Genomic DNA, 17,592 nt, shown 5'->3' with positions numbered 1-17,592 from the left:
GCGGCGCTGGCAAGTCCCTTTGGCAGGGTGGCGCATATGCCGCAGCGCAGCATGGCGGCCGGGCTCAGCGCGGGGGTTCGATAAGCTGGGTGACCCGGGCAACGCCCATCATTGCCTCGATCGCCGCCCCGGGGGTGGCGAGGCAGGCGAGCGAGGCCAGAAGGGCAAGATGCAGGTCGCCACCCTGCAACAGGACCGCGAAGGGCGCCGCCAGCGCGGCCGCTGCCAGGAGCCACCAGGGGCCTTCCGGCCAGGGCCCCATCAAGGAAACATGGGGCTTGTCCATGCGCGCCATCGCCGCCTCGCCGTCCTGGGGAGAAAGCGGTGCAGCCTAGCGGAGGTTGCCTGAAGGAACCCCGAACAATCGCATGAGCAGGCCGGGCGACCTGACCGAGTCGCCCGCCTGGATCAGATCATCGCCATCCCGCCATTCACATGCAGGGTCTGGCCGGTGACCCAGCCAGCCTCCGTGCTGGCGAGATAGGCGACGGCGGCACCGATATCCTCTGGCGTGCCCATGCGGCCGGTCGGGATGCGCTCCATCAGCTTGCCGCGGGCCGCCTCCGGCAAGGCATCGGTCATGGCGGTCTTCACGAAGCCGGGGGCGACGACGTTCACCGTCACGCCGCGGGTCGCCACCTCCTGCGCCAGGGACTTGCTCATGCCGATCAGCCCGGCCTTGGCGGCGGCGTAATTCGCCTGGCCGGCATTGCCGGTGACCCCGACGATGGAGGCGATGGAGACGATCCGCCCGTGGCGGCGCTTCATCATCCCCCGCAGGGCCGAGCGGGCCAGGCGGAAGGGGGCGGTCAGATCGACCTCCAGCACCGCCGCCCAGTCGGCATCGCCCATGCGCAGCGCCAGCATGTCGCGGGTGAAGCCGGCATTGTTCACCAGGATGTCGAGGCTGCCGAGCTGCCCTTCCACCTGCTCGACCAGCGCCGCGGGCGCCGCCGCATCGGCCAGGTCGGCGGGGGCAACGAGGACCCCCTCCCCCAGCTCCGCAGCCAGCGCCTCCAGCTCCGCCGCGCGGCGGCCGGTGATGGCGAGGCGCGCGCCCTGGGCATGCAGCGCCCGGGCGGTGGCGGCGCCGATGCCGCCCGTCGCCCCGGTGACGAGGGCGACCTTGCCGTCCAGCCTGAACATCGGCGTCTCCTAGATTGTCTTCAGGAAGGCCTCGACCTCGGCGGGGGTGCCGATGGCGGAGGCGGTGGCCTCGGGCGCGTTGCGCTTCATGAGGCCGGTGAGAACCTTGCCGGCGCCGAGCTCGACGAAACGGTCGCAGCCCATGGCGGCCATGGCGGCGACGCAGTCGCGCCAGCGGACGGTCGCCGTCACCTGCTCGACCAGCAGGCGGCGGATCTCGGCCGGATCGGTGGCCTTGGCGGCGGTGACATTGGCGACGACCGGAACGAGCGGGGCCTGGATGCGGGCCGCGGCCAGGGCCTCCGCCATGGCATCGGCGGCGGGCGCCATCAGCGCGCAGTGGAAGGGCGCCGAGACCGGCAGCGGCAGGGCCCGCTTCACGCCATGGCCCGGGGCGGCGGCGATGGCGCGATCGACCGCCGGCTTGGCCCCGGAGATCACCACCTGCCCGCCGCCATTGTCATTGGCAATCTCGACCACCTCCTCGGCGCCCGTCTCGGGGTCGGCCTTGGCGGCGTCGCAGATGGCCTGGGCCTGGGCGAGCTCGGCCCCGAGCAGCGCAGCCATGGCACCGGTGCCGGGCGGCGTCGCCTTCTGCATCGCCTCGCCGCGCAGCCGCAGCAGCCGGGCGGCGGTGGGCAGGTCGAAGGCGCGGGCGGCGGTCAGGGCGCTGTATTCGCCGAGGGAATGGCCGGCGACCAGCGCCACCCGGGCGGCGAAGTCGAAGCCGCCCTCCGCCTCCAGCACGCGGAGCACGGCGACGGAATGCGCCATCAGCGCCGGCTGGGCATTGGCGGTCAGGGTCAGCTCCTCACCCGGGCCTTCGAACATGAGGCGGGAGAGGTTCTGCTTCAGTGCCTCGTCCACCTCCTGGAAGACCTCGCGCGCGGCGGGGAAGGCGGCCGCGAGGTCGCGGCCCATGCCGGGGGCCTGGCTGCCCTGGCCAGGAAAGACGAAGGCCATTGCCATGGACATGTCCTCAGCGGGTTTTGGCCGGCGGGCCTAGCCGCCGGTCACACCGCTGTCAACAATCTCACGGCGCGGCGACGGCGCGGGCGACGCCCTGGGCCACGGGCGGAAGCTGGGAGGTGACGGCCGACTGCACCGCCTGGGTGGCGGAAGACTGGCTGCCGGACGGGGCCGGAGGGGCGGCGGCCGAATCATCCGGTGGCGGGGGCGGCGGGGGGACCACCACGGGCGGCGGCGGGGCCGGCGGCAGGCCGGCCTGGCTGGGGCTCGCCGGGGTGGCGCCGGCCGGGGTGGAGGCCGGCTCGGCCGGCCGCGCGGTGGCGGCCTGGGCGGCCGCCGCAGCCGGGGTTGCGGGCGGCTGGGTGGTGTAGTCGGGCACGATCCGGGCCTGGGTGCCGGCGATGACCAGCACCCGCTGGCCGACGACCAGCGGCGTCTGATCCTTCTGCGTGACCGAGATCAGCTCCTCCTTCGCCGTGCGGACGATGTATTCGAAGGCCTTGGTGTCGCCGGCCACATGCTCGGCGGTGGTGCCGATCAGCCCGCCGATCAGCGCGCCGCCGACCCCGCCGAGCGCCGAGCCGATGCCGCCCCCCGGCGTCTGGGCGCCGAGCACGCCGCCCGCCGCGGCACCGGTCGCGGCGCCGGTGCTGCCCTCGGCGGTGACGCTCACCTCGCGCCGGCCGACGACCATCCCCTGCTCCACCTTGTTCGCCTGCTGCACGGCGCGCGTCGCATAGGTGTCCGGCGAGTAGTCGGCACCACAGGCGGCGAGGGACAGCAGGAAGAGGGGGGCAAGCAGGGTCCGTTGCAAGGGCGATTCACCATTCCGGTTCGAGGGAGAATTGCTGCACTGCATAAAGCGGATGAGGGGTGTTTGTCATCCTGTGCCGCGATGCCCTACCCTCCCCGCCAGGGAGCAAGGCCGGATCGCACGCCACCGCTGGGGGCAGAGAGCCATGGATATCCGCCTGAACCGTCGTACCCTGCTGGCCGGGGCGGCCAGCCTTGGGATGCCGCTCGCCATGCCGCGGCTCGCCGCCGCGCAAGGCTCGCGGGTGCTGAAATTCATCCCGCAGATCGACCTGGCCTTCCTCGATCCGCACTGGACCACGGCCTATGTCACCCGTGGCCATGGGCATATGGTCTTCGACACCCTCTACGGGCAGGACAGCAGCTTCAAGGCCTCGCCGCAGATGGTGGAGGGGCATGTCGTCGCGGATGACGGGAAGCTCTGGACCCTGACGCTGCGCCCCGGCCTGCTCTGGCATGACGGCGAGCGGGTGCTGGCCCGGGACTGCGTCGCCAGCATCCGACGCTGGGCCAAGCGGGATGCGCTGGGCGGGGCGCTGATGGCGGCGACCGAGGAGCTTTCGGCGCCCGACGACCGGACCATCCGCTTCCGCCTCTCCCGCCCCTTCCCCCTCCTGCCGGAGGCGCTGGGCAAGGTCAGCTCGCCCATGCCGGCGATGATGCCGGAGCGGCTGGCGGAGACCGACCCCTTCAAGCAGATCACCGAGATGGTCGGCAGCGGGCCCTTCCGCTTCCTGGCCGATGAGCGGGTGGCGGGCTCCCGCAACGTCTATGCGAAATTCGAGAAATACGTCCCGCGCGAGGGCCAGCGGGCGAGCTGGAATGCCGGGCCGAAGCTCGTGCATCTCGATCGCGTCGAATGGACCACCATCCCCGATGCGGCGACCAAGGTGGCGGCGATCCAGCGCGCCGAGCAGGACTGGTGGGAGAACCCGACCCATGACCTGCTGCCGCTGCTCCGGCGGGACCGGCGCATCCTGATCGAGGTGACGAACCCGACCGGCACCGTCTGCATGATGCGGCCGAATCACCTCCAGCCGCCCTTCGACAAGCCCGAGGCGCGGCAGGCCTTGCTGCATGCCTTCGACCAGACCGCCTTCATGCAGGCGATCGTCGGCGAGGATGCGGCGATGTACCACGTGCCGCACGGCATCTTCTGTCCGAATACGCCGATGGCGAGCGAGGCGGGGCTGGAGCCGCTGAAGGGACCACGGGATTACGAGAAGGCGCGCCGCCTGCTGGCCGAGGCCGGCTATGGCGGCGAGACGGTCGCCCTGCTCGTCGCCACCGACTATTCCCATCTCAAGGCCATCGGCGAGGTGATGGCGGATGCGATGGGCAAGATCGGCCTGAAGGTCGACTATATCGCCACCGATTGGGGCACCATGCTGCAACGGCGGAACAACCGGGGCCCGGTAGCCCAGGGCGGCTGGAGCTGCCTCACCACCAGTTGGGAGGGGGCGGACCATATGGACCCGGCCAGCCACTATGCCATCCGCGGCAATGGCCGCGACAGCGGCGCCTGGCCCGGCTGGTGCGTCAGCGAAAGACTGGAGCAGCTGCGGGATGCCTGGTTCGCGGCGCCGGATCAGGCCGGGCAACAGGCGGCCTGCCGGGAGATGCAGGTGCAGGCGATGCGGGACGTCCCCAGCATCCCGCTCGGCCAGTATATCCAGCCGACCGCCTACCGGACCAACATCACCGGCGTCGCCAAGGGCTTCCCGACCTTCTGGGGCGTGCAGAAGGGGTAAGTAAGCCCTTGCCTATGGCGGGGCGGCGTGCTTTACGCCCCGCTTCCCTGCCGCCGCGGAGGCATCGCGCGCGGCTATGCCCATTTGCGCGCCCGGCATCCCGCCTGTCGCCTCGGGCTGAGACAGCCAGAGGGGTATCATATGCCGCTATATGAAAGCGTGTTCATCGCACGCAACGACGTCACGCAGCAGCAGGTCGAGACGATCGCCGAGCAGGTCGCGACCATCGTCGCCGAGCAGGGCGGCGAGGTGAAGAAGCGCGAATACTGGGGTCTGCGTGGCCTCGCCTATCGCATCAAGAAGAACCGCAAGGGGCATTACATGCTCCTCGGCATCGACGCCGTCCCGGCCGCGATGCAGGAAGCCGAGCGCCAGCTCGGCCTGAACGAGGACGTGCTCCGCGTCATGACGCTGCGCGTCGAGGCGATCGACGAGGCACCCTCCGCCATCCTCACTCGCCGCGGCGAGGAGCGTGAGCGCGACCGTGGCTTCCGTGGCCCCCGTCCGCCGGGCCGCTTCAGCAGCGGCCGCCGCGAGCGTGGCGACGAGCGCGAGGAATTCCGTGCCCGCCCGCGTGACGAGATGGCCGATCCCTCCATGGGCGGCGAGGAGTAAACCATGTCCGACGAGATCCCCGCTTCCGACATGACGCCGGCCGCGCGCCGTCCGGCCGTCGGTGCCCGCCGGCCCTTCTACCGGCGCCGCAAGTCCTGCCCCTTCTCCGGCCCGAACGCGCCGAAGATCGACTACAAGGACGTGCGCCTGCTCAGCCGCTTCCTCTCCGAGCGCGGCAAGATCGTGCCGAGCCGCATCACCGCGGTCTCCGCGAAGAAGCAGCGCGAGCTGGCCAATGCCATCAAGCGCGCCCGCTTCCTGGCGCTGCTGCCCTACGTCATCAACGACTAGGGCAGGCGGGCCCGGGATAGTGGGACGTGGCGACGGTGACGGCAGCAGCACCTTCCGGCCAGGCTAGCGCCGGCCTCATGGCCGCGATGGCCGCCGCCCTGGCGGCGACGGTGGCAGCCATGTGGGCCTTTCGCGGCCTGCCGGGCGGAACGATGCTGTTCTGGCTGGCGCCCTTCCCGCTGTTTGCCGCGGGGCTCGGCTTCGGGCCGGGCCGGGCGGTGATCGCCTCGGGCCTGGCGGCGCTGCTGGTGGCGATGGTCGGCGGCAGCTTGCCGCTGCTGGTCTTCCTGCTGCTGTTCGGCCTGCCGGTGCCGCTGCTGCTGCTGGCGGGGCTGCGCGACGGGGCGACAGGGCTCTCCCTGCCGCTGGCGCTGCTCGGCCTCTGGCCACTCTTCGTGCTGCTCGGCGCCGCGCTCTTCCTCGCCGATGATGGCGGGCTGGAGCCGGCGATGCGCCGCGCGGTGGAGATCGCCCTCGCCCGGCTCGGCCTGCCGGCGCAGGAGGTGCTGGTGGCGGAGCTGGTGCGGGTGAAGGCGGCGGCGATCGGCTTCTGGGCCAGCCTCGCCCTGCTCGCCAATGCGGCGGGGGCGGAGCGCTTCCTGGCGCGGCGCGGGCTGCTGGCCGTCCCACCTCTGCCCTGGAGCGCGGTGCGGCTGCCGGGCTGGTACCTGCCGCTGCCGGCGATCGCCGCGGGCTTCTTCCTGGCCGCGCCCGAGGACGGGGATGCTGTCGCGCTTTCCGCCCTGCTGCTGCTGCTGGTGCCGCTCTTCCTTCAGGGCTGCGCCGGCGTGCATGCGCGGCTGCGCGGGCGGCGCGGCGCTGGGGCGATGCTGGCGGGCTTCTACCTGCTGCTGCTGCTCTTCCTCCAAATCATGGGCCCCGGCCTCGTCGGCCTCGGCCTCTACGACCAAATCCGGCGGCGCCAAGCGCCGCGCAACAGCTGACGAGAGACATCTCCCATGATCGAAATCATCCTGATGCAGCGGGTCGAGAAGCTCGGCCAGATGGGCGAAGTGGTGAAGGTGAAGCCGGGCTATGCCCGCAACTTCCTCCTCCCCCTCGGCAAGGCGATCCGCGCCAACAAGGCCAATCTCGAGAAGTTCGAGTCGCAGCGCGCGCAGCTCGAGGCGCAGAACATCAAGCGGCGCGAGGAGGCCGAGCGCGTGGCCGAGCGGATGGACGGCCTCACCGTCACCATCATCCGCCAGGCGGGCGAGAGCGGCGGCCTCTACGGCAGCGTCTCGGCGCGCGACATCGCCGATCTCTGCAAGGAGGGCGGGCTGACCGTCTCGCGCAGCCAGGTGCTGCTGGAGCAGCCGATCAAGACGCTGGGGCTCACCAAGGTGCGCGTCGAGCTGCACCCGGAGGTGCATATCCCGGTGACCGTTAACGTCGCCCGCAGCCAGGAGGAGGCCGAGCGCCAGGCCCGCGGCGAGGAGATCGTCCGCGAGGAGGAGCCGAGCCTCGAGGACGAGCTGCGCGCCGAGATCGGCGCGGCGATGGACGATCGCTGATATCCCCACAACAACGCTGCGCGTTGCCGCGGGGGCCCCATCAAGGGCGCTTTGACGAGCAGCGTTTCGGCATCCTTCCGCGGCAAGCCACGGAAGGCGCGAATGGAAAGGGAGCCGTAAGGCTCCCTTTTTTCGTTATGAGCGGGGGAAGTCGTAGAGGCGGGCGGGGTTGTCGACGAGGACGCGCTGGCGGACGGCGGGGTCGGGGACCCAGGTGGTGAGCAGGTCGAACAGGACCGCATCGTCCGGCTTGTTGTCGGGCTTCTCGGTCGGATGCGGCCAGTCGCTGCCCCAGACCATCTTGTCCGGTGCGATCCCGGCGAAGGTGCGGGCCACGGCGCTGCTGTCGGCATAGGCGGGCGGGCCGGATTTGGTGTCGGCATAGGCGCCGGACAGCTTCATCCAGACATTCCCCTTCTCCAGCAGCGATTTCATGAAGGCGAAAGCCGGGTCACCCGTGCCCGCCGGCTGCGGCACATGGGCGAGGTGGTCGAAGACCAGGGTGGCGTCGATGCGCTGGAACAGATCCCGCTGCGCCATGATGACCGAAGCCGGCGCGTTGATCTGGATGTGCCAGCCCATCGGTTTGATGCGGCGGGCCAGCGGCTCCATCATCTCGGGCGTCGTGGCGCCGGCCTGGGCGAGGTTGAAGCGGATGCCGCGGATGCCGGCGGCGTGCAGGCGGGCAAGCTCGGCATCCTCGACCTTGTCGTTGACCACGGCGACGCCGCGGAAATTCGGGCCGAGCGCGGCCATCCCCTCCAGCGTCGGGCGGTTGTCGGTGCCGTAGAGCGAGGGTTGGACGACGACGCCCCGGGTGGTGCCGATCCGGCGTTGCAAGGCGCGGTAGTCGTCCGGCGAGGCGTTGGGCGCCGGCAGGCCGCCGGGCGCGGGCGGATACTTGTCGTTGTAGATGTGGAAGTGGCAGTCGGTGGCGTTGGGCGGGGCCTGAAGCTTGGGCTCCTCCATGCCGACCGAGAAGGGGACGGTCTGGGCGAAGGCCGGCGTGGCGAGCAGGCCGGCGCCGGCGGCGAGCACCGTGCGGCGCGTGGCGGTGGGTTGGGTCATCGCGTTCCTCCTGCGGCCTCTGCGGGCCGCGCGGCGGAAGGCTAGGCCCGCATCCGCGCAAGGAAAAGGGCGCGGCCCCTGCGGACCGCGCCCTCCTTCAGACCGGCGATGCGGCGTTCAGGCCGCCTTCGCCATCCCGCGCAGCACGTAGTGCAGGATGCCGCCATTCTTGTAGTACTCGACCTCATCCGCGGTATCGATGCGGCTGAGGACCTTGGTGCGGGTCTCGGTGCCGTCGGCGCGGCGGATGACCAGCTCCAGCGTCTGGCGCGGCGAGAGCTGCTCCAGACCCAGGATGTCGATCACCTCGTCGCCCTGGATGCCGAGCGACTTGCGGTCCTCGCCATTCATGAAGACCAGCGGCAGCACGCCCATGCCAACCAAGTTCGAGCGATGGATGCGCTCGAAGCTCTCGGCGATGACGGCCTTCACGCCGAGCAGGAAGGTGCCCTTTGCCGCCCAGTCGCGGGAGGAGCCGGTGCCGTATTCCTTGCCGCCGAACACCACCAGCGGCACGCCCTCGGCCTTGTAGCGCATCGCCACATTGTAGATCGGGGCGACGTCGCCCGAGGGGTAGTGCTTGCTGACGCCGCCCTCGGTGCCGGGGACCATCTCGTTCTTGATGCGGATATTGGCAAAGGTGCCCCGCATCATGACCTCATGATTGCCGCGGCGGGCGCCGTAGCTGTTGAAGTCGTCCTGCCGGACCTGGTGCTCGACCAGGTACTCGCCGGCCGGGCTCGCCTTGCGGATGTTGCCCGCGGGCGAGATGTGGTCGGTGGTGATGCTGTCCGCCAGCTCGGCCAGGACGCGCGCGCCATGGACCGAGGTCACCGGCTTGATGTCGGCCGACATGCCCTCGAAATAGGGCGGGTTCTGGACATAGGTGGAGCCGCTGTTCCAGCGATAGGTGTCGCTGTCCGCATCGACGCGGATGGCCTGCCACTGCGCCGGGCCCTTGAAGACGTCGCCGTAGCGGCCCTGGAACATCTCGCGCGTCACGCAGGCATGGACGGTGTCGTTCACCTCCTTCTGCGTCGGCCAGATGTCCTTCAGGTAGACCGGCTGGCCATCGCTGCCGGTGCCGATCGGCTCCTTGGTGATGTCCTTGGTGATGGTGCCGGCCAGCGCATAGGCGACGACGAGCGGCGGCGAGGCCAGGTAGTTGGCGCGCACATTGGCATGCACGCGGCCCTCGAAGTTGCGGTTGCCCGACAGCACCGAGGCGGCGACCAGCTTGTTGTTCTCGATCGCGTCCACGATCGGGTCCGCCAGCGGGCCGGAGTTGCCGATGCAGGTGGTGCAGCCATAGCCGACGGTCTGGAAGCCGATGGCGTCGAGATCCGCCTGCAGGCCGGACTTCTCGAAGTACTCGGTGACCACCTGGCTGCCGGGGGCGAGCGAGGTCTTCACCCAGGGCTTCGGCATGAGGCCCTTCTCGCGCGCCTTGCGGGCGACGAGGCCGGCGGCGACCATCACATAGGGGTTCGAGGTATTGGTGCAGCTGGTGATCGCGGCGATCACCACGTCGCCATGGCCGAGGTCGTAATTGGCGCCCTCGACGGGGACGCGCTTGGTCGCCTCGTCACCGGGCACGCCCATGGTGCCGGCGGCGAGGTCCTTGGCGAAGCTGGTCGCGGCGTTGGACAGCGCCACGCGGTCCTGCGGGCGCTTCGGGCCGGCGAGCGAGGGCTCGACCGTGCCCATGTCGAGCTCGAGCGTGTCGGTGAAGACCGGATCGGGCGAGTTGCTGTCGCGCCACATGCCCTGGGCCTTGGCATAGGCCTCGACCAGCTTGATCCGGTGTTCCTCGCGGCCCGAGAGGCGCAGGTAGCCGATGGTGACGGCATCGACCGGAAAGAAGCCGCAGGTCGCGCCGTATTCGGGCGCCATGTTGCCGATGGTCGCGCGGTCGGCGAGGGGCAGGTCGTCGAGGCCGGGGCCGAAGAACTCGACGAACTTGCCGACGACGCCCTTCTTGCGGAGCATCTGCGTGACCGTCAGCACGAGGTCGGTCGCGGTGACGCCCTCGCGCAGCTTGCCGGTCAGCTTGAAGCCGATGACGTCCGGGATGAGCATGGCGATCGGCTGGCCGAGCATCGCGGCCTCCGCCTCGATGCCGCCGACGCCCCAGCCGAGCACGCCGAGGCCGTTGACCATCGTCGTGTGGCTGTCGGTGCCGTAGCAGCTGTCGGGGTAGACATAGGTGTCGCCGATATCCTGCGCGGTCCAGGCGACCTGGGCGAGGTATTCGAGGTTCACCTGGTGGCAGATGCCGGTGCCGGGCGGGACGACGCGGAAATTGTCGAAGGCGGCCTGGCCCCAGCGAAGGAACTCGTAGCGTTCGCCGTTGCGCTGGAACTCGATGTCGACGTTGCGCTGCAAGGCCTGCGGCGTGCCGGAGACATCGACCATGACCGAGTGGTCGATGACGAGGTCGACGGGGACGAGCGGGTTCACCTTCCGCGGGTCGCCGCCGAGGGCGATGATGCCGTCGCGCATGGCGGCGAGGTCCACCACCGCGGGGACGCCGGTGAAGTCCTGCATCAGGATGCGGGAGGGGCGGAACGGCACCTCTCTGTCGGAATGGCCGCTGGGGAGCCAGCCGGCGATCGACTTCGCATCCTCCACCGTATAGCTGCGGCCATCCTCGTAGCGGAGGACGTTCTCCAGCAGCACCTTCAGGCTGTAGGGCAGGCTCGCGATGTCGCCGATCGTGCGGGCCGCCTCGGGCAGGCTGAAATAATGGTAGGTCTTGCCGTCCACCTCGAGGGTGCGGCGGGTCTTCAGGCTGTCCTGCCCGATCATGCGCATGGTCCGGGGGCCCTTCCTCAATCCGCATCGACTATGCTGCGATGCGGGGCTGGCGGTTTTAACCACGCTGCCGCGGGCTGGTCCATGGGCCGCGCGGTTGTCAAGGCCAGATGAGAGGGATTCGCAACTGGCCATGCTGCAAGCGGAAAACCTGGCCTGTGCCCGGGGTGAGAGGGTGATCTTCGCCGGCCTGTCCTTCGCGGTGGAGCCGGGGGCGGGGGTGCTGCTGACGGGGGCGAATGGCGCCGGGAAGTCGACGCTGCTGCGGCTGCTGGCCGGGCTGCTAGCGCCGGCGGAGGGACGGCTCCTATGGGGGGGCGCGGATGCCTTCGCCGACCGCGCGGCGCATGCGGCGCGGCTACGCTACCTTTCCCATGCCGATGCGCTGAAGCCGGCGCTGACGGCACGGGAGAATCTCGGTTTCTTTGCCCGGCTCTGGGGCGGCGATACGGCGGCGGCGCTGGAGTCGCTGGGGCTGGCGCCCCTGGCCGAGCTGCCGGCGCGGGTGCTGTCCTCCGGCCAGAAGCGGCGGCTGGCCTTGGCGCGGCTGGCGTTGGCGCCGGCGCCGCTTTGGCTGCTGGACGAGCCGACGGTGGGGCTGGATGCGGCCTCGGTCGCGCGACTGGGCGGGCTGCTGGCCACGCATCGCGCGGCGGGCGGGATGGTCCTGGCGGCGACCCACCTGCCCCTCCCCCTCCCCGATGCGCGGGAGCTGCGGCTGTGAGGGCCTGGGGCGCGCTGCTGGCACGGGAACTGCGGCTGGCGCTGCGGCATCCGGCCGATTCGCTGGCGGCGGTGCTGTTCTTCGTCCTGGTCGCGGCGCTGTTTCCCTTCGGCATCGGCCCGGTGCCGGAAGCGCTGGCGCGGCTGGCGCCCGGCGCGCTGCTGGCCTCGGCCCTGCTGGCGGCGCTGCTGCCACTCGACCGGCTGTTCGGCGCGGATGCCGAGGACGGGACGCTGGATCAGCTCCTGCTTTCGGGCATCGGCGCGGCGGCGGTGGCGCTGGCCAAGGCGGTGGCGCATTGGCTGGTGACCGGGCTGCCGCTGCTGGTGGCGACGCCCATCGCCGGCGCCATGTTGAACCTGGCGCAGGAGGCCTGGCCGGCGGCGATGGCGGCGCTCGGCCTGGCGACGGGGTTCCTCTCCCTGCTCGGCACGGCCGGGGCGGCGCTGACGCTCGGCGCGCGGCGCGGCGGGGTGCTGCTGCCGCTGCTGGTGCTGCCGCTGGCGATCCCGGCGGTGATCTTCGGCGCGGCGGGGATCGAAGCGGCGGCGGCGGGGCTGGAAGCGCGGCCCTATCTGCTGCTGCTCGGTGCCCTGCTGGCGGCGGCGCTGCCGCTGGCGCCGCTCGCGGCCGGGGCGGCGCTCAGGGTGGAGTAGCGGCGGCGCCCGACGGGTTGGCCAGGCTCTGCGCTACCCGCTCCAGCACGGCGAGGCAGGCGGCGAGCTCCTCCTCCGGGATGCCGCCCATGATCTCGGCCCGGACCAGTGTCGCCGCCGCCTCGATCCGCTGGATCAGCGGCCGGGCCTCGGGCGTCAGATGCAGGGTTTTGGCGCGGCGGTCCTCGGTCGAGGAGCGGCGCTCCACCAGCCCCTCGCCTTCCAGCCAGTCCAGGGTGCGGACCAGGGTCGGGCCCTCGATCAGCAGCCGGTGGGCAAGGTCCTTCTGGGTCATCCCCTCGCCATGGCGGGCCAGGGTCAGCAGGGCCAGCCACCGCGCTTCGGTCAGGCCGAATTCGGCGATGCGCGCATCGAGCCGCCCGCGCCACCGGCGTGCGATCTGAGCGATGGTGATTCCCATCCGCCACTGAGTATGGGCAAGGCTGGAGCCGTCCCGCATCCGCCGAGGCTAGCCCTGCCCTGCTTGGTTAGGAAGCTAGATATTCGCCGCGGGGATCAGAGAGCGGGCAGGAGGAAGCCGGCGGAGGGCGCCGGCTCGGCGAACCAGCGGCGGAGATCGGCCGAGGACTCGGCGGGTCCGAAGAAATAGCCCTGCGCCTCGGTGCAGCCGGCCTCCCGCACCTGGCGGAGCTGCTCGGCGGTTTCCACCCCCTCGGCCGTGGTCGCCATGCCGAGCTGATCGGCCAGATGCGAGACGGAGCGGACGATGGCGAGGCAGTCCTGCCGCTCCGCCATCTCTCGCACGAAGGACTGGTCGATCTTGATCTTGTCGAAGTGGAAATTCCGGAGATAGCTCAGCGAGGAGTAGCGGGTGCCGAAATCGTCGAGCGAGATGCGGATGCCGGCGCCGCGGAAGGCCTGCAGCACCTCGGCCACGCCCTCGGCCTGGAGCAGCGCCGATTCGGTCACCTCCAGCTCCAGCCGGTGCGGCGCCAGGCCGGATTGCCGCAGCACATGCAGCAGGCTGCCCGCCATGTCCGTGGCACGGAACTGCAGCGGCGAGAGATTGACCGCCACCTTGAGCGGCGCGGGCCAGGACGCCGCCTCCCGCGTGGCGACATCGAGCACCCAGCGGCCGACCTCCTCGATCAGCCCCATTTCCTCCATCACCGGGATGAAGATGGCAGGCGAGACCATGCCGCGGGTCGGGTGGCGCCAGCGCAGCAAAGCCTCGAAGCCGGTGAGCCGATTGGTTTTGAGGCCGAAGATCGGCTGGTAGGCGAGTTCGAGTTGGTTGCGCGGCAGCGCCTCGCGCAGATCGGCCTCCAGCGCCAGCCGGGCCTGCAATTCGGCCTCCATGCTGGCCTCGAAGAAGCGCCAGGTACGGCGGCCGGCGGCCTTGGCGCGATAGAGCGCCATATCGACATTCTTCAGCATCTGGTCGGCGGCGGAGGCGGCATCGCCGGCCTCCAGCCCACTGGCCAGGGCAATGCCGATGCTGACTCCGACCTCGGCGCGGTAGCCGAGCGGCTCATAAGGCGCGCAGATCACATCGACCAGTTGCTGCGCCAGCCGCCGGGCCTGCTCCGGCTGGCGGGCACAGGTCTGCAGGATGGCGAATTCGTCGCCGCCGAGCCGTGCCACCAGCTCGCCCTCGCGCAGGCAGCCGCGCAGGCGGCGCGCGACCTCCCGCAGCAGCGCATCGCCGACCGGATGACCGAGCGTGTCGTTGACGTTCTTGAAATGGTCGAGATCGAGGAAGAGCAGCGCCAGCTCCTCGCCGCGGCCGCGCCCGACCGCCAGCGCCTCCTCCATCCGCTCGCGGAAGAGCAGGCGGTTGGGCAGGCCGGTGAGCTCGTCGTGATGCGCCATATGGCTGATCCGGGCCTCGACCCGGCGGCGCTCGCTGATGTCCTCGAAGGTGGCGACCCAGCCGCCATCGCCCATCGGCTGATGCGCGACAGCGATGGTGCGGCCGTTCGGCCCCTCGCGGAAGAAGGTCCCGGCGCGGCCCTCGGCCAGCAATGCCTCCTGCGCCTGGCGCAGGGCGAGGATGAGGTTGCCGTCCACGCGCCGGGCGGCGAGCATGTGCTCGACCAGTGCCTCGAAGCTGGTGCCGGGAGCCGGCGCCTCGGCCAGGCCGAACAGCTCGGCGAAGCGGGCATTGCAGACGATCAGGTGCCGGTCGGCCCCGACCATGCAGAGGCCCTGCGACATGTTGTTCAGCGCCGCGTCGAACCGGGCATTCTGCTGGTTCAGCGCGGCATCGCGCAGCCGCAGGGCGCGGTACTGCTCCTGCACCTCGGCCATCGCCTCCTGCGCCTGTTCCTTGGCAGCGGCGAGCTGCCGTCCGGTGCGGGTCAGGTCGCCGACCAGGGCATTCACCTCGGCATGGGCGGCGCGGACCATCCGGTTATGGCCCATCAGCGTGGCGATCAGCCCGAAGCAGCAGAACAGCAGCGCCAGCAGCACCCCGGAAAAGACCCAATGAAGCTGGCGGAGATGCTGGATATCGGTCGAGAGAAGCTCGTTGCCATGGGTATAGGAGGCCGCGCTGAGCCTTGTGAGGCGCGAATTCAGCTCGGCGAAGGTGTTGAACATCCGGTCGGCGACGCCGGGCTCGCGCAGCCGCTCCAGCATCGGCTGGGCGGAGGCGATGGCGCGGCGAAGCTGGGCAACCGTCGCCTCTCGGTCCGGATCGTCGCGGATGAAGGGCCCGACATCTCCGCCGCCGAAGAGCTGGGCGCGGTTGGCCACGATGTCGAGCCAGAGCTGGACATTGTCGAGACTGTCGTCGTCGGGTTCGAGCCGGAAGGCGGCGATCGCGGTCTGCAGCCGTGCCACTTCCAGCATGCCCTGGCTGATCAGCCAGGTGGTGTTGTAGCGCGAGATGGCGCGCAGCGATTGCTGGCGCTGCAGGATCAGAACCGACGTATAGGCGGCGGCCGCAGCCAGAAAGAGGATGACGACCAGGAAGCCGATGCGCTGCGCCCGCCGCATGGCGGCCGGCGGCGGCCGGGTCGCGTTCTCCAGGCTGGCCGACAGCTCCATCCGCTAATGGACCACGAGCCGGGCAACCTGCCAGGCGGAACGCCCGTAATAGCGGGGCGATTTCAGCGCCGGATCCGAATCATAGGGATAGACAATGAAGAGAGGCCCCTTGTCGCGCACGGTCAGGTAGCTGCCGTCGCGCTTCAGCGCCAGCAGCACGCCATGGCGGGCGAAGTCCGAGATCGGGATCTCGGTCGAATAGTCGTTGAGGGCGATGGCCTGCACGGTCTCGCCCTGGGCGCCCAGTCGCTGCAGCAGCCGCGTCATCGGCACGCCCTCGAAGGTGACCTTCCCGTCGTACCAGGGGGTCGTGGTGCTAAAGGAGGCCATGCCCAGCTCCTCGAGCATGGGCCGGTCGAAGCGGGCGGAATCGCCATCATTCGTCACCCCGATGCGGCCGCTGACGGTGAGAATCGCCCGGCCGGCAGGCTGAGGCAGCGGCGCCGACTGGGCCGAGCTCCGCCCCGAAGGCAGGCCAAGCGTCAGTGCCGCGGCCCCGAGCCCGAGCATGAAGGGTCGCCGCAAGGCCGATCGCATCCCTTTCTCCATCCCTTAACAGATGCGCCCACCGTATAACCGATGCGTGAGCAGGATGGCAGCGTCCTGTTTGCTGCGGGCCAAGAACCCTCTCCCCTGGTCAGGCCGGTTCGACCACCAGGCGGCAGCCCAGGCCCTCGGGGCGGTTGATCGCCACCTCGGTCACGTCATGCCCGGCCTTCGCCACCTCCCGCGCGAACCAGCGGGCCAGCTCCTCCATCGAGGGCGTCTCCAGCACGTCGTTCAGGCAGCGGTGGTCCACGCCGCGGCGAATCTGCATCAGCTCGTCGCGGAAATCCTCGGCGTTGAGGAAGCCATCCCTGCCCTCCCGCACGCAGACCCGCACGGTATAGGTGTGCCCGTGCAAATCGTAATCGGCGAAGCGATGCGCGGCCGACACCGTGCACTCCGCCCAGATGGTCATCATGAATAGCGCCTCACCCTGGCTCTGGTGCCGTCTGTGCCGACGACAACCCCTCCGCCACACTGTATCAAAGTTTCAACCCTCCCCCAAGGGTTGTAAAGCATTGCCTGATTTCGCCTCAAGTCGGCTGGTCCGGACCAGATGGTGGATATAGCCCAGCTTGGCGATGGCGGGGGCAGACAGAACAAAGGGATAAAGATCGGCGGCCCCCATGCAACGATTGAGGCTGTTCGCGGCATAGGTCAGGGGCAGCCAATTCTCGATCAACTCCTCGATACCGATCGGGCCATAGGGATCGAAATCGATCTCCGCGGCCGGGAGGCCGGTCCCCGCCGGCGTCTTAGGGAGTCGCGGACGGACCCGGATGCCGAAGGCGGCTGCCATCTCCAGCGTATCGACGATATGGAGGTAGTGCGCCCAGGTCTCGGCGAAATCCTCCCAGGGATGGGCGGTGGCATAGGCGCTGACGAAGGCATCCTGCCAGTCGGCCGGGGCGCCATTGGCGTAATGCGCCTTCAGCGCCTCCCCATAATCCTGGCTGTCATCGCCGAAGACGGCCCGGCATTCCTCCAGCCGCCCGGCATCGCGGACCAGGAGGTTCCAGTAGTAATGCCCCACCTCGTGCCGGACATGGCCGAGCAGGGTCCGGTACGGCTCGCCCATGGTGGTGCGGCGGCGCTCGCGCTCGGCATCGTCGGCCTCGGACAGGGCCAGGGTGATGATCCCCTCGTCATGCCCGGTCAGAACCTTGGGCCCATCCGGCGGATCGGCCAGGACGTCGAAGACGAGGCCGTGATCCGGTGCGTCGACGCGATTGGGCACCGCCAGGCCGAGCCGGCGCAAGGTATAGACCAGCCGGTGCAGCGCCGACTGCCAGCGCCGCCAGGCCATCAGGTTCTCCGGCACCGTCAGGTCCGGGACGGTGCGGTTGTGCCGGCAGGTATCGCAGAACTGCTCCTCCGACTCGGCAGGGATCAGCCAGTTGCAGGCCTCGCATTGCGCATTGGCGCAGAGCCGCACCCGCGCCTCGGGCTCGGCCAGCGGCTGCCAGAGCACCGCGCCGCCTGCCTCCGCCGCCCCATCCTCCTCCAACGCCGAGAGTTCGAAGCGCTCCGGCATGTAGCCGAGCGTATGGTGGGAGCGCTCGCAACGGATGTTCTCGAAATACAGGACCTGCGAGCAGGCCTGACAGCGAAAGAGCTTCATGGGACCTCGGCGGGGGCGCAATGCGCCCGCAGGACGCGCCGCTCCCGCCATA

Annotated in this window: 18 protein-coding genes; 7 read left to right on the top strand and 11 right to left on the bottom strand. The window is 70.2% G+C overall.

What is annotated here, in order from left to right:
* Window positions 1-64 precede the first annotated feature (64 nt).
* The 4 genes from JMJ55_RS02715 to JMJ55_RS02700 all read right to left on the bottom strand — a co-directional run bounded on the left by JMJ55_RS02715 (window position 65) and on the right by JMJ55_RS02700 (window position 2,929).
* On the bottom strand, window positions 65-286 hold the full coding sequence (locus JMJ55_RS02715) for a hypothetical protein (RefSeq protein ID WP_202823940.1): 222 nt from the start codon (window positions 284-286) through the stop codon (window positions 65-67).
* Window positions 287-408: 122 nt separating this feature from the next.
* Window positions 409-1,146: a 3-oxoacyl-[acyl-carrier-protein] reductase gene (gene fabG, locus JMJ55_RS02710; RefSeq protein ID WP_202823939.1), complete on the bottom strand. Its 738-nt coding sequence runs from the start codon at window positions 1,144-1,146 to the stop codon at window positions 409-411.
* A 9-nt stretch (window positions 1,147-1,155) separates the two neighbouring features.
* Complete coding sequence (gene fabD / locus JMJ55_RS02705; RefSeq protein ID WP_202823938.1) at window positions 1,156-2,115, bottom strand: ACP S-malonyltransferase; 960 nt, start codon at window positions 2,113-2,115, stop codon at window positions 1,156-1,158.
* A 64-nt stretch (window positions 2,116-2,179) separates the two neighbouring features.
* Window positions 2,180-2,929, bottom strand: coding sequence for a hypothetical protein (locus JMJ55_RS02700; protein WP_202823937.1), 750 nt, complete (start codon window positions 2,927-2,929; stop codon window positions 2,180-2,182).
* A gap of 157 nt (window positions 2,930-3,086) precedes the next feature.
* On the opposite strand from JMJ55_RS02700, the gene JMJ55_RS02695 reads away from it, so the two are divergent.
* From JMJ55_RS02695 to rplI, 5 genes are all read left to right on the top strand, one after another.
* Window positions 3,087-4,679, top strand: coding sequence for an ABC transporter substrate-binding protein (locus tag JMJ55_RS02695; RefSeq protein ID WP_407927524.1), 1,593 nt, complete (start codon window positions 3,087-3,089; stop codon window positions 4,677-4,679).
* A gap of 141 nt (window positions 4,680-4,820) precedes the next feature.
* Window positions 4,821-5,294 carry a 30S ribosomal protein S6 gene (gene rpsF / locus JMJ55_RS02690; RefSeq protein ID WP_202823935.1) on the top strand — a complete coding sequence of 158 codons (474 nt, stop codon included), beginning with the start codon at window positions 4,821-4,823 and terminating at the stop codon, window positions 5,292-5,294.
* Between the two features lie 3 nt (window positions 5,295-5,297).
* On the top strand, window positions 5,298-5,585 hold the full coding sequence (rpsR, locus tag JMJ55_RS02685; protein WP_043362479.1) for a 30S ribosomal protein S18: 288 nt from the start codon (window positions 5,298-5,300) through the stop codon (window positions 5,583-5,585).
* Between the two features lie 26 nt (window positions 5,586-5,611).
* A complete protein-coding gene (locus JMJ55_RS02680; RefSeq protein ID WP_202823934.1) occupies window positions 5,612-6,529 on the top strand; it encodes a hypothetical protein in 918 nt (305 codons plus the stop codon).
* 15 nt (window positions 6,530-6,544) lie between these two features.
* Window positions 6,545-7,099, top strand: a complete 555-nt coding sequence (rplI, locus tag JMJ55_RS02675) for a 50S ribosomal protein L9 (protein WP_202823933.1) — start codon at window positions 6,545-6,547, stop codon at window positions 7,097-7,099.
* A 135-nt stretch (window positions 7,100-7,234) separates the two neighbouring features.
* On the opposite strand, the gene JMJ55_RS02670 is transcribed toward rplI, so the two are convergent.
* Window positions 7,235-8,167, bottom strand: a complete 933-nt coding sequence (locus JMJ55_RS02670; protein WP_236033324.1) for an amidohydrolase family protein — start codon at window positions 8,165-8,167, stop codon at window positions 7,235-7,237.
* Window positions 8,168-8,284: 117 nt separating this feature from the next.
* Window positions 8,285-10,981, bottom strand: coding sequence for an aconitate hydratase AcnA (gene acnA / locus JMJ55_RS02665; protein WP_202823932.1), 2,697 nt, complete (start codon window positions 10,979-10,981; stop codon window positions 8,285-8,287).
* Window positions 10,982-11,114: 133 nt separating this feature from the next.
* Between acnA and ccmA the strand changes: the two genes are divergently transcribed.
* Together ccmA and ccmB are read left to right on the top strand one after the other, a co-directional pair.
* On the top strand, window positions 11,115-11,705 hold the full coding sequence (gene ccmA, locus JMJ55_RS02660) for a heme ABC exporter ATP-binding protein CcmA (RefSeq protein WP_202823931.1): 591 nt from the start codon (window positions 11,115-11,117) through the stop codon (window positions 11,703-11,705).
* Window positions 11,702-12,361, top strand: a complete 660-nt coding sequence (gene ccmB, locus JMJ55_RS02655; RefSeq protein WP_202823930.1) for a heme exporter protein CcmB — start codon at window positions 11,702-11,704, stop codon at window positions 12,359-12,361. Before ccmA ends, ccmB begins: the two co-directional genes overlap by 4 nt.
* Here ccmB and JMJ55_RS02650 read toward each other — a convergent pair.
* From JMJ55_RS02650 to JMJ55_RS02630, 5 genes are all read right to left on the bottom strand, one after another.
* Window positions 12,348-12,782 (bottom strand): MarR family winged helix-turn-helix transcriptional regulator, encoded by a 435-nt coding sequence (locus tag JMJ55_RS02650; RefSeq protein WP_236033323.1) that lies wholly within the window; start codon window positions 12,780-12,782, stop codon window positions 12,348-12,350. The genes ccmB and JMJ55_RS02650 overlap by 14 nt on opposite strands.
* A 95-nt stretch (window positions 12,783-12,877) precedes the next feature.
* Entirely contained in the window at window positions 12,878-15,373 is a 2,496-nt protein-coding gene (locus tag JMJ55_RS02645) for a putative bifunctional diguanylate cyclase/phosphodiesterase (protein WP_202823928.1), read from the bottom strand.
* Between the two features lie 3 nt (window positions 15,374-15,376).
* Window positions 15,377-15,910, bottom strand: coding sequence for a molybdopterin-dependent oxidoreductase (locus JMJ55_RS02640; RefSeq protein ID WP_236033322.1), 534 nt, complete (start codon window positions 15,908-15,910; stop codon window positions 15,377-15,379).
* Window positions 15,911-16,010: 100 nt separating this feature from the next.
* Window positions 16,011-16,337 carry a 6-pyruvoyl trahydropterin synthase family protein gene (locus JMJ55_RS02635; protein WP_202823927.1) on the bottom strand — a complete coding sequence of 109 codons (327 nt, stop codon included), beginning with the start codon at window positions 16,335-16,337 and terminating at the stop codon, window positions 16,011-16,013.
* A gap of 72 nt (window positions 16,338-16,409) precedes the next feature.
* The gene (locus JMJ55_RS02630) at window positions 16,410-17,540 is read right to left on the bottom strand and encodes a zinc-binding metallopeptidase family protein (RefSeq protein ID WP_202823926.1); all 1,131 of its coding nucleotides are present in this window, start codon (window positions 17,538-17,540) and stop codon (window positions 16,410-16,412) included.
* Window positions 17,541-17,592: the final 52 nt, after the last annotated feature.

Origin of the sequence: Belnapia mucosa (assembly GCF_016775475.1) — a bacterium.
Classification (GTDB): Bacteria; Pseudomonadota; Alphaproteobacteria; order Acetobacterales; family Acetobacteraceae; genus Belnapia; species Belnapia mucosa.
The sequence above is the reverse complement of the archived record's forward strand: the minus strand, read 5'-3'. Positions and strand labels throughout refer to the sequence as shown.

Excerpts from the sequence above, each read along its gene's own strand:
- JMJ55_RS02715 (WP_202823940.1), bottom strand. The coding sequence starts at position 286 with ATGGACAAGCCCCATGTTTCCTTGATGGGGCCCTGGCCGGAAGGCCCC.
- fabG (WP_202823939.1), bottom strand. The coding sequence starts at position 1,146 with ATGTTCAGGCTGGACGGCAAGGTCGCCCTCGTCACCGGGGCGACGGGC.
- fabD (WP_202823938.1), bottom strand. The coding sequence starts at position 2,115 with ATGGCAATGGCCTTCGTCTTTCCTGGCCAGGGCAGCCAGGCCCCCGGC.
- rpsF (WP_202823935.1), top strand. The coding sequence starts at position 4,821 with ATGCCGCTATATGAAAGCGTGTTCATCGCACGCAACGACGTCACGCAG.
- rpsR (WP_043362479.1), top strand. The coding sequence starts at position 5,298 with ATGTCCGACGAGATCCCCGCTTCCGACATGACGCCGGCCGCGCGCCGT.
- rplI (WP_202823933.1), top strand. The coding sequence starts at position 6,545 with ATGATCGAAATCATCCTGATGCAGCGGGTCGAGAAGCTCGGCCAGATG.
- JMJ55_RS02670 (WP_236033324.1), bottom strand. The coding sequence starts at position 8,167 with ATGACCCAACCCACCGCCACGCGCCGCACGGTGCTCGCCGCCGGCGCC.
- acnA (WP_202823932.1), bottom strand. The coding sequence starts at position 10,981 with ATGCGCATGATCGGGCAGGACAGCCTGAAGACCCGCCGCACCCTCGAG.
- ccmA (WP_202823931.1), top strand. The coding sequence starts at position 11,115 with ATGCTGCAAGCGGAAAACCTGGCCTGTGCCCGGGGTGAGAGGGTGATC.
- JMJ55_RS02650 (WP_236033323.1), bottom strand. The coding sequence starts at position 12,782 with ATGGGAATCACCATCGCTCAGATCGCACGCCGGTGGCGCGGGCGGCTC.
- JMJ55_RS02645 (WP_202823928.1), bottom strand. The coding sequence starts at position 15,373 with ATGGAGCTGTCGGCCAGCCTGGAGAACGCGACCCGGCCGCCGCCGGCC.
- JMJ55_RS02640 (WP_236033322.1), bottom strand. The coding sequence starts at position 15,910 with ATGCGATCGGCCTTGCGGCGACCCTTCATGCTCGGGCTCGGGGCCGCG.
- JMJ55_RS02635 (WP_202823927.1), bottom strand. The coding sequence starts at position 16,337 with ATGATGACCATCTGGGCGGAGTGCACGGTGTCGGCCGCGCATCGCTTC.
- JMJ55_RS02630 (WP_202823926.1), bottom strand. The coding sequence starts at position 17,540 with ATGAAGCTCTTTCGCTGTCAGGCCTGCTCGCAGGTCCTGTATTTCGAG.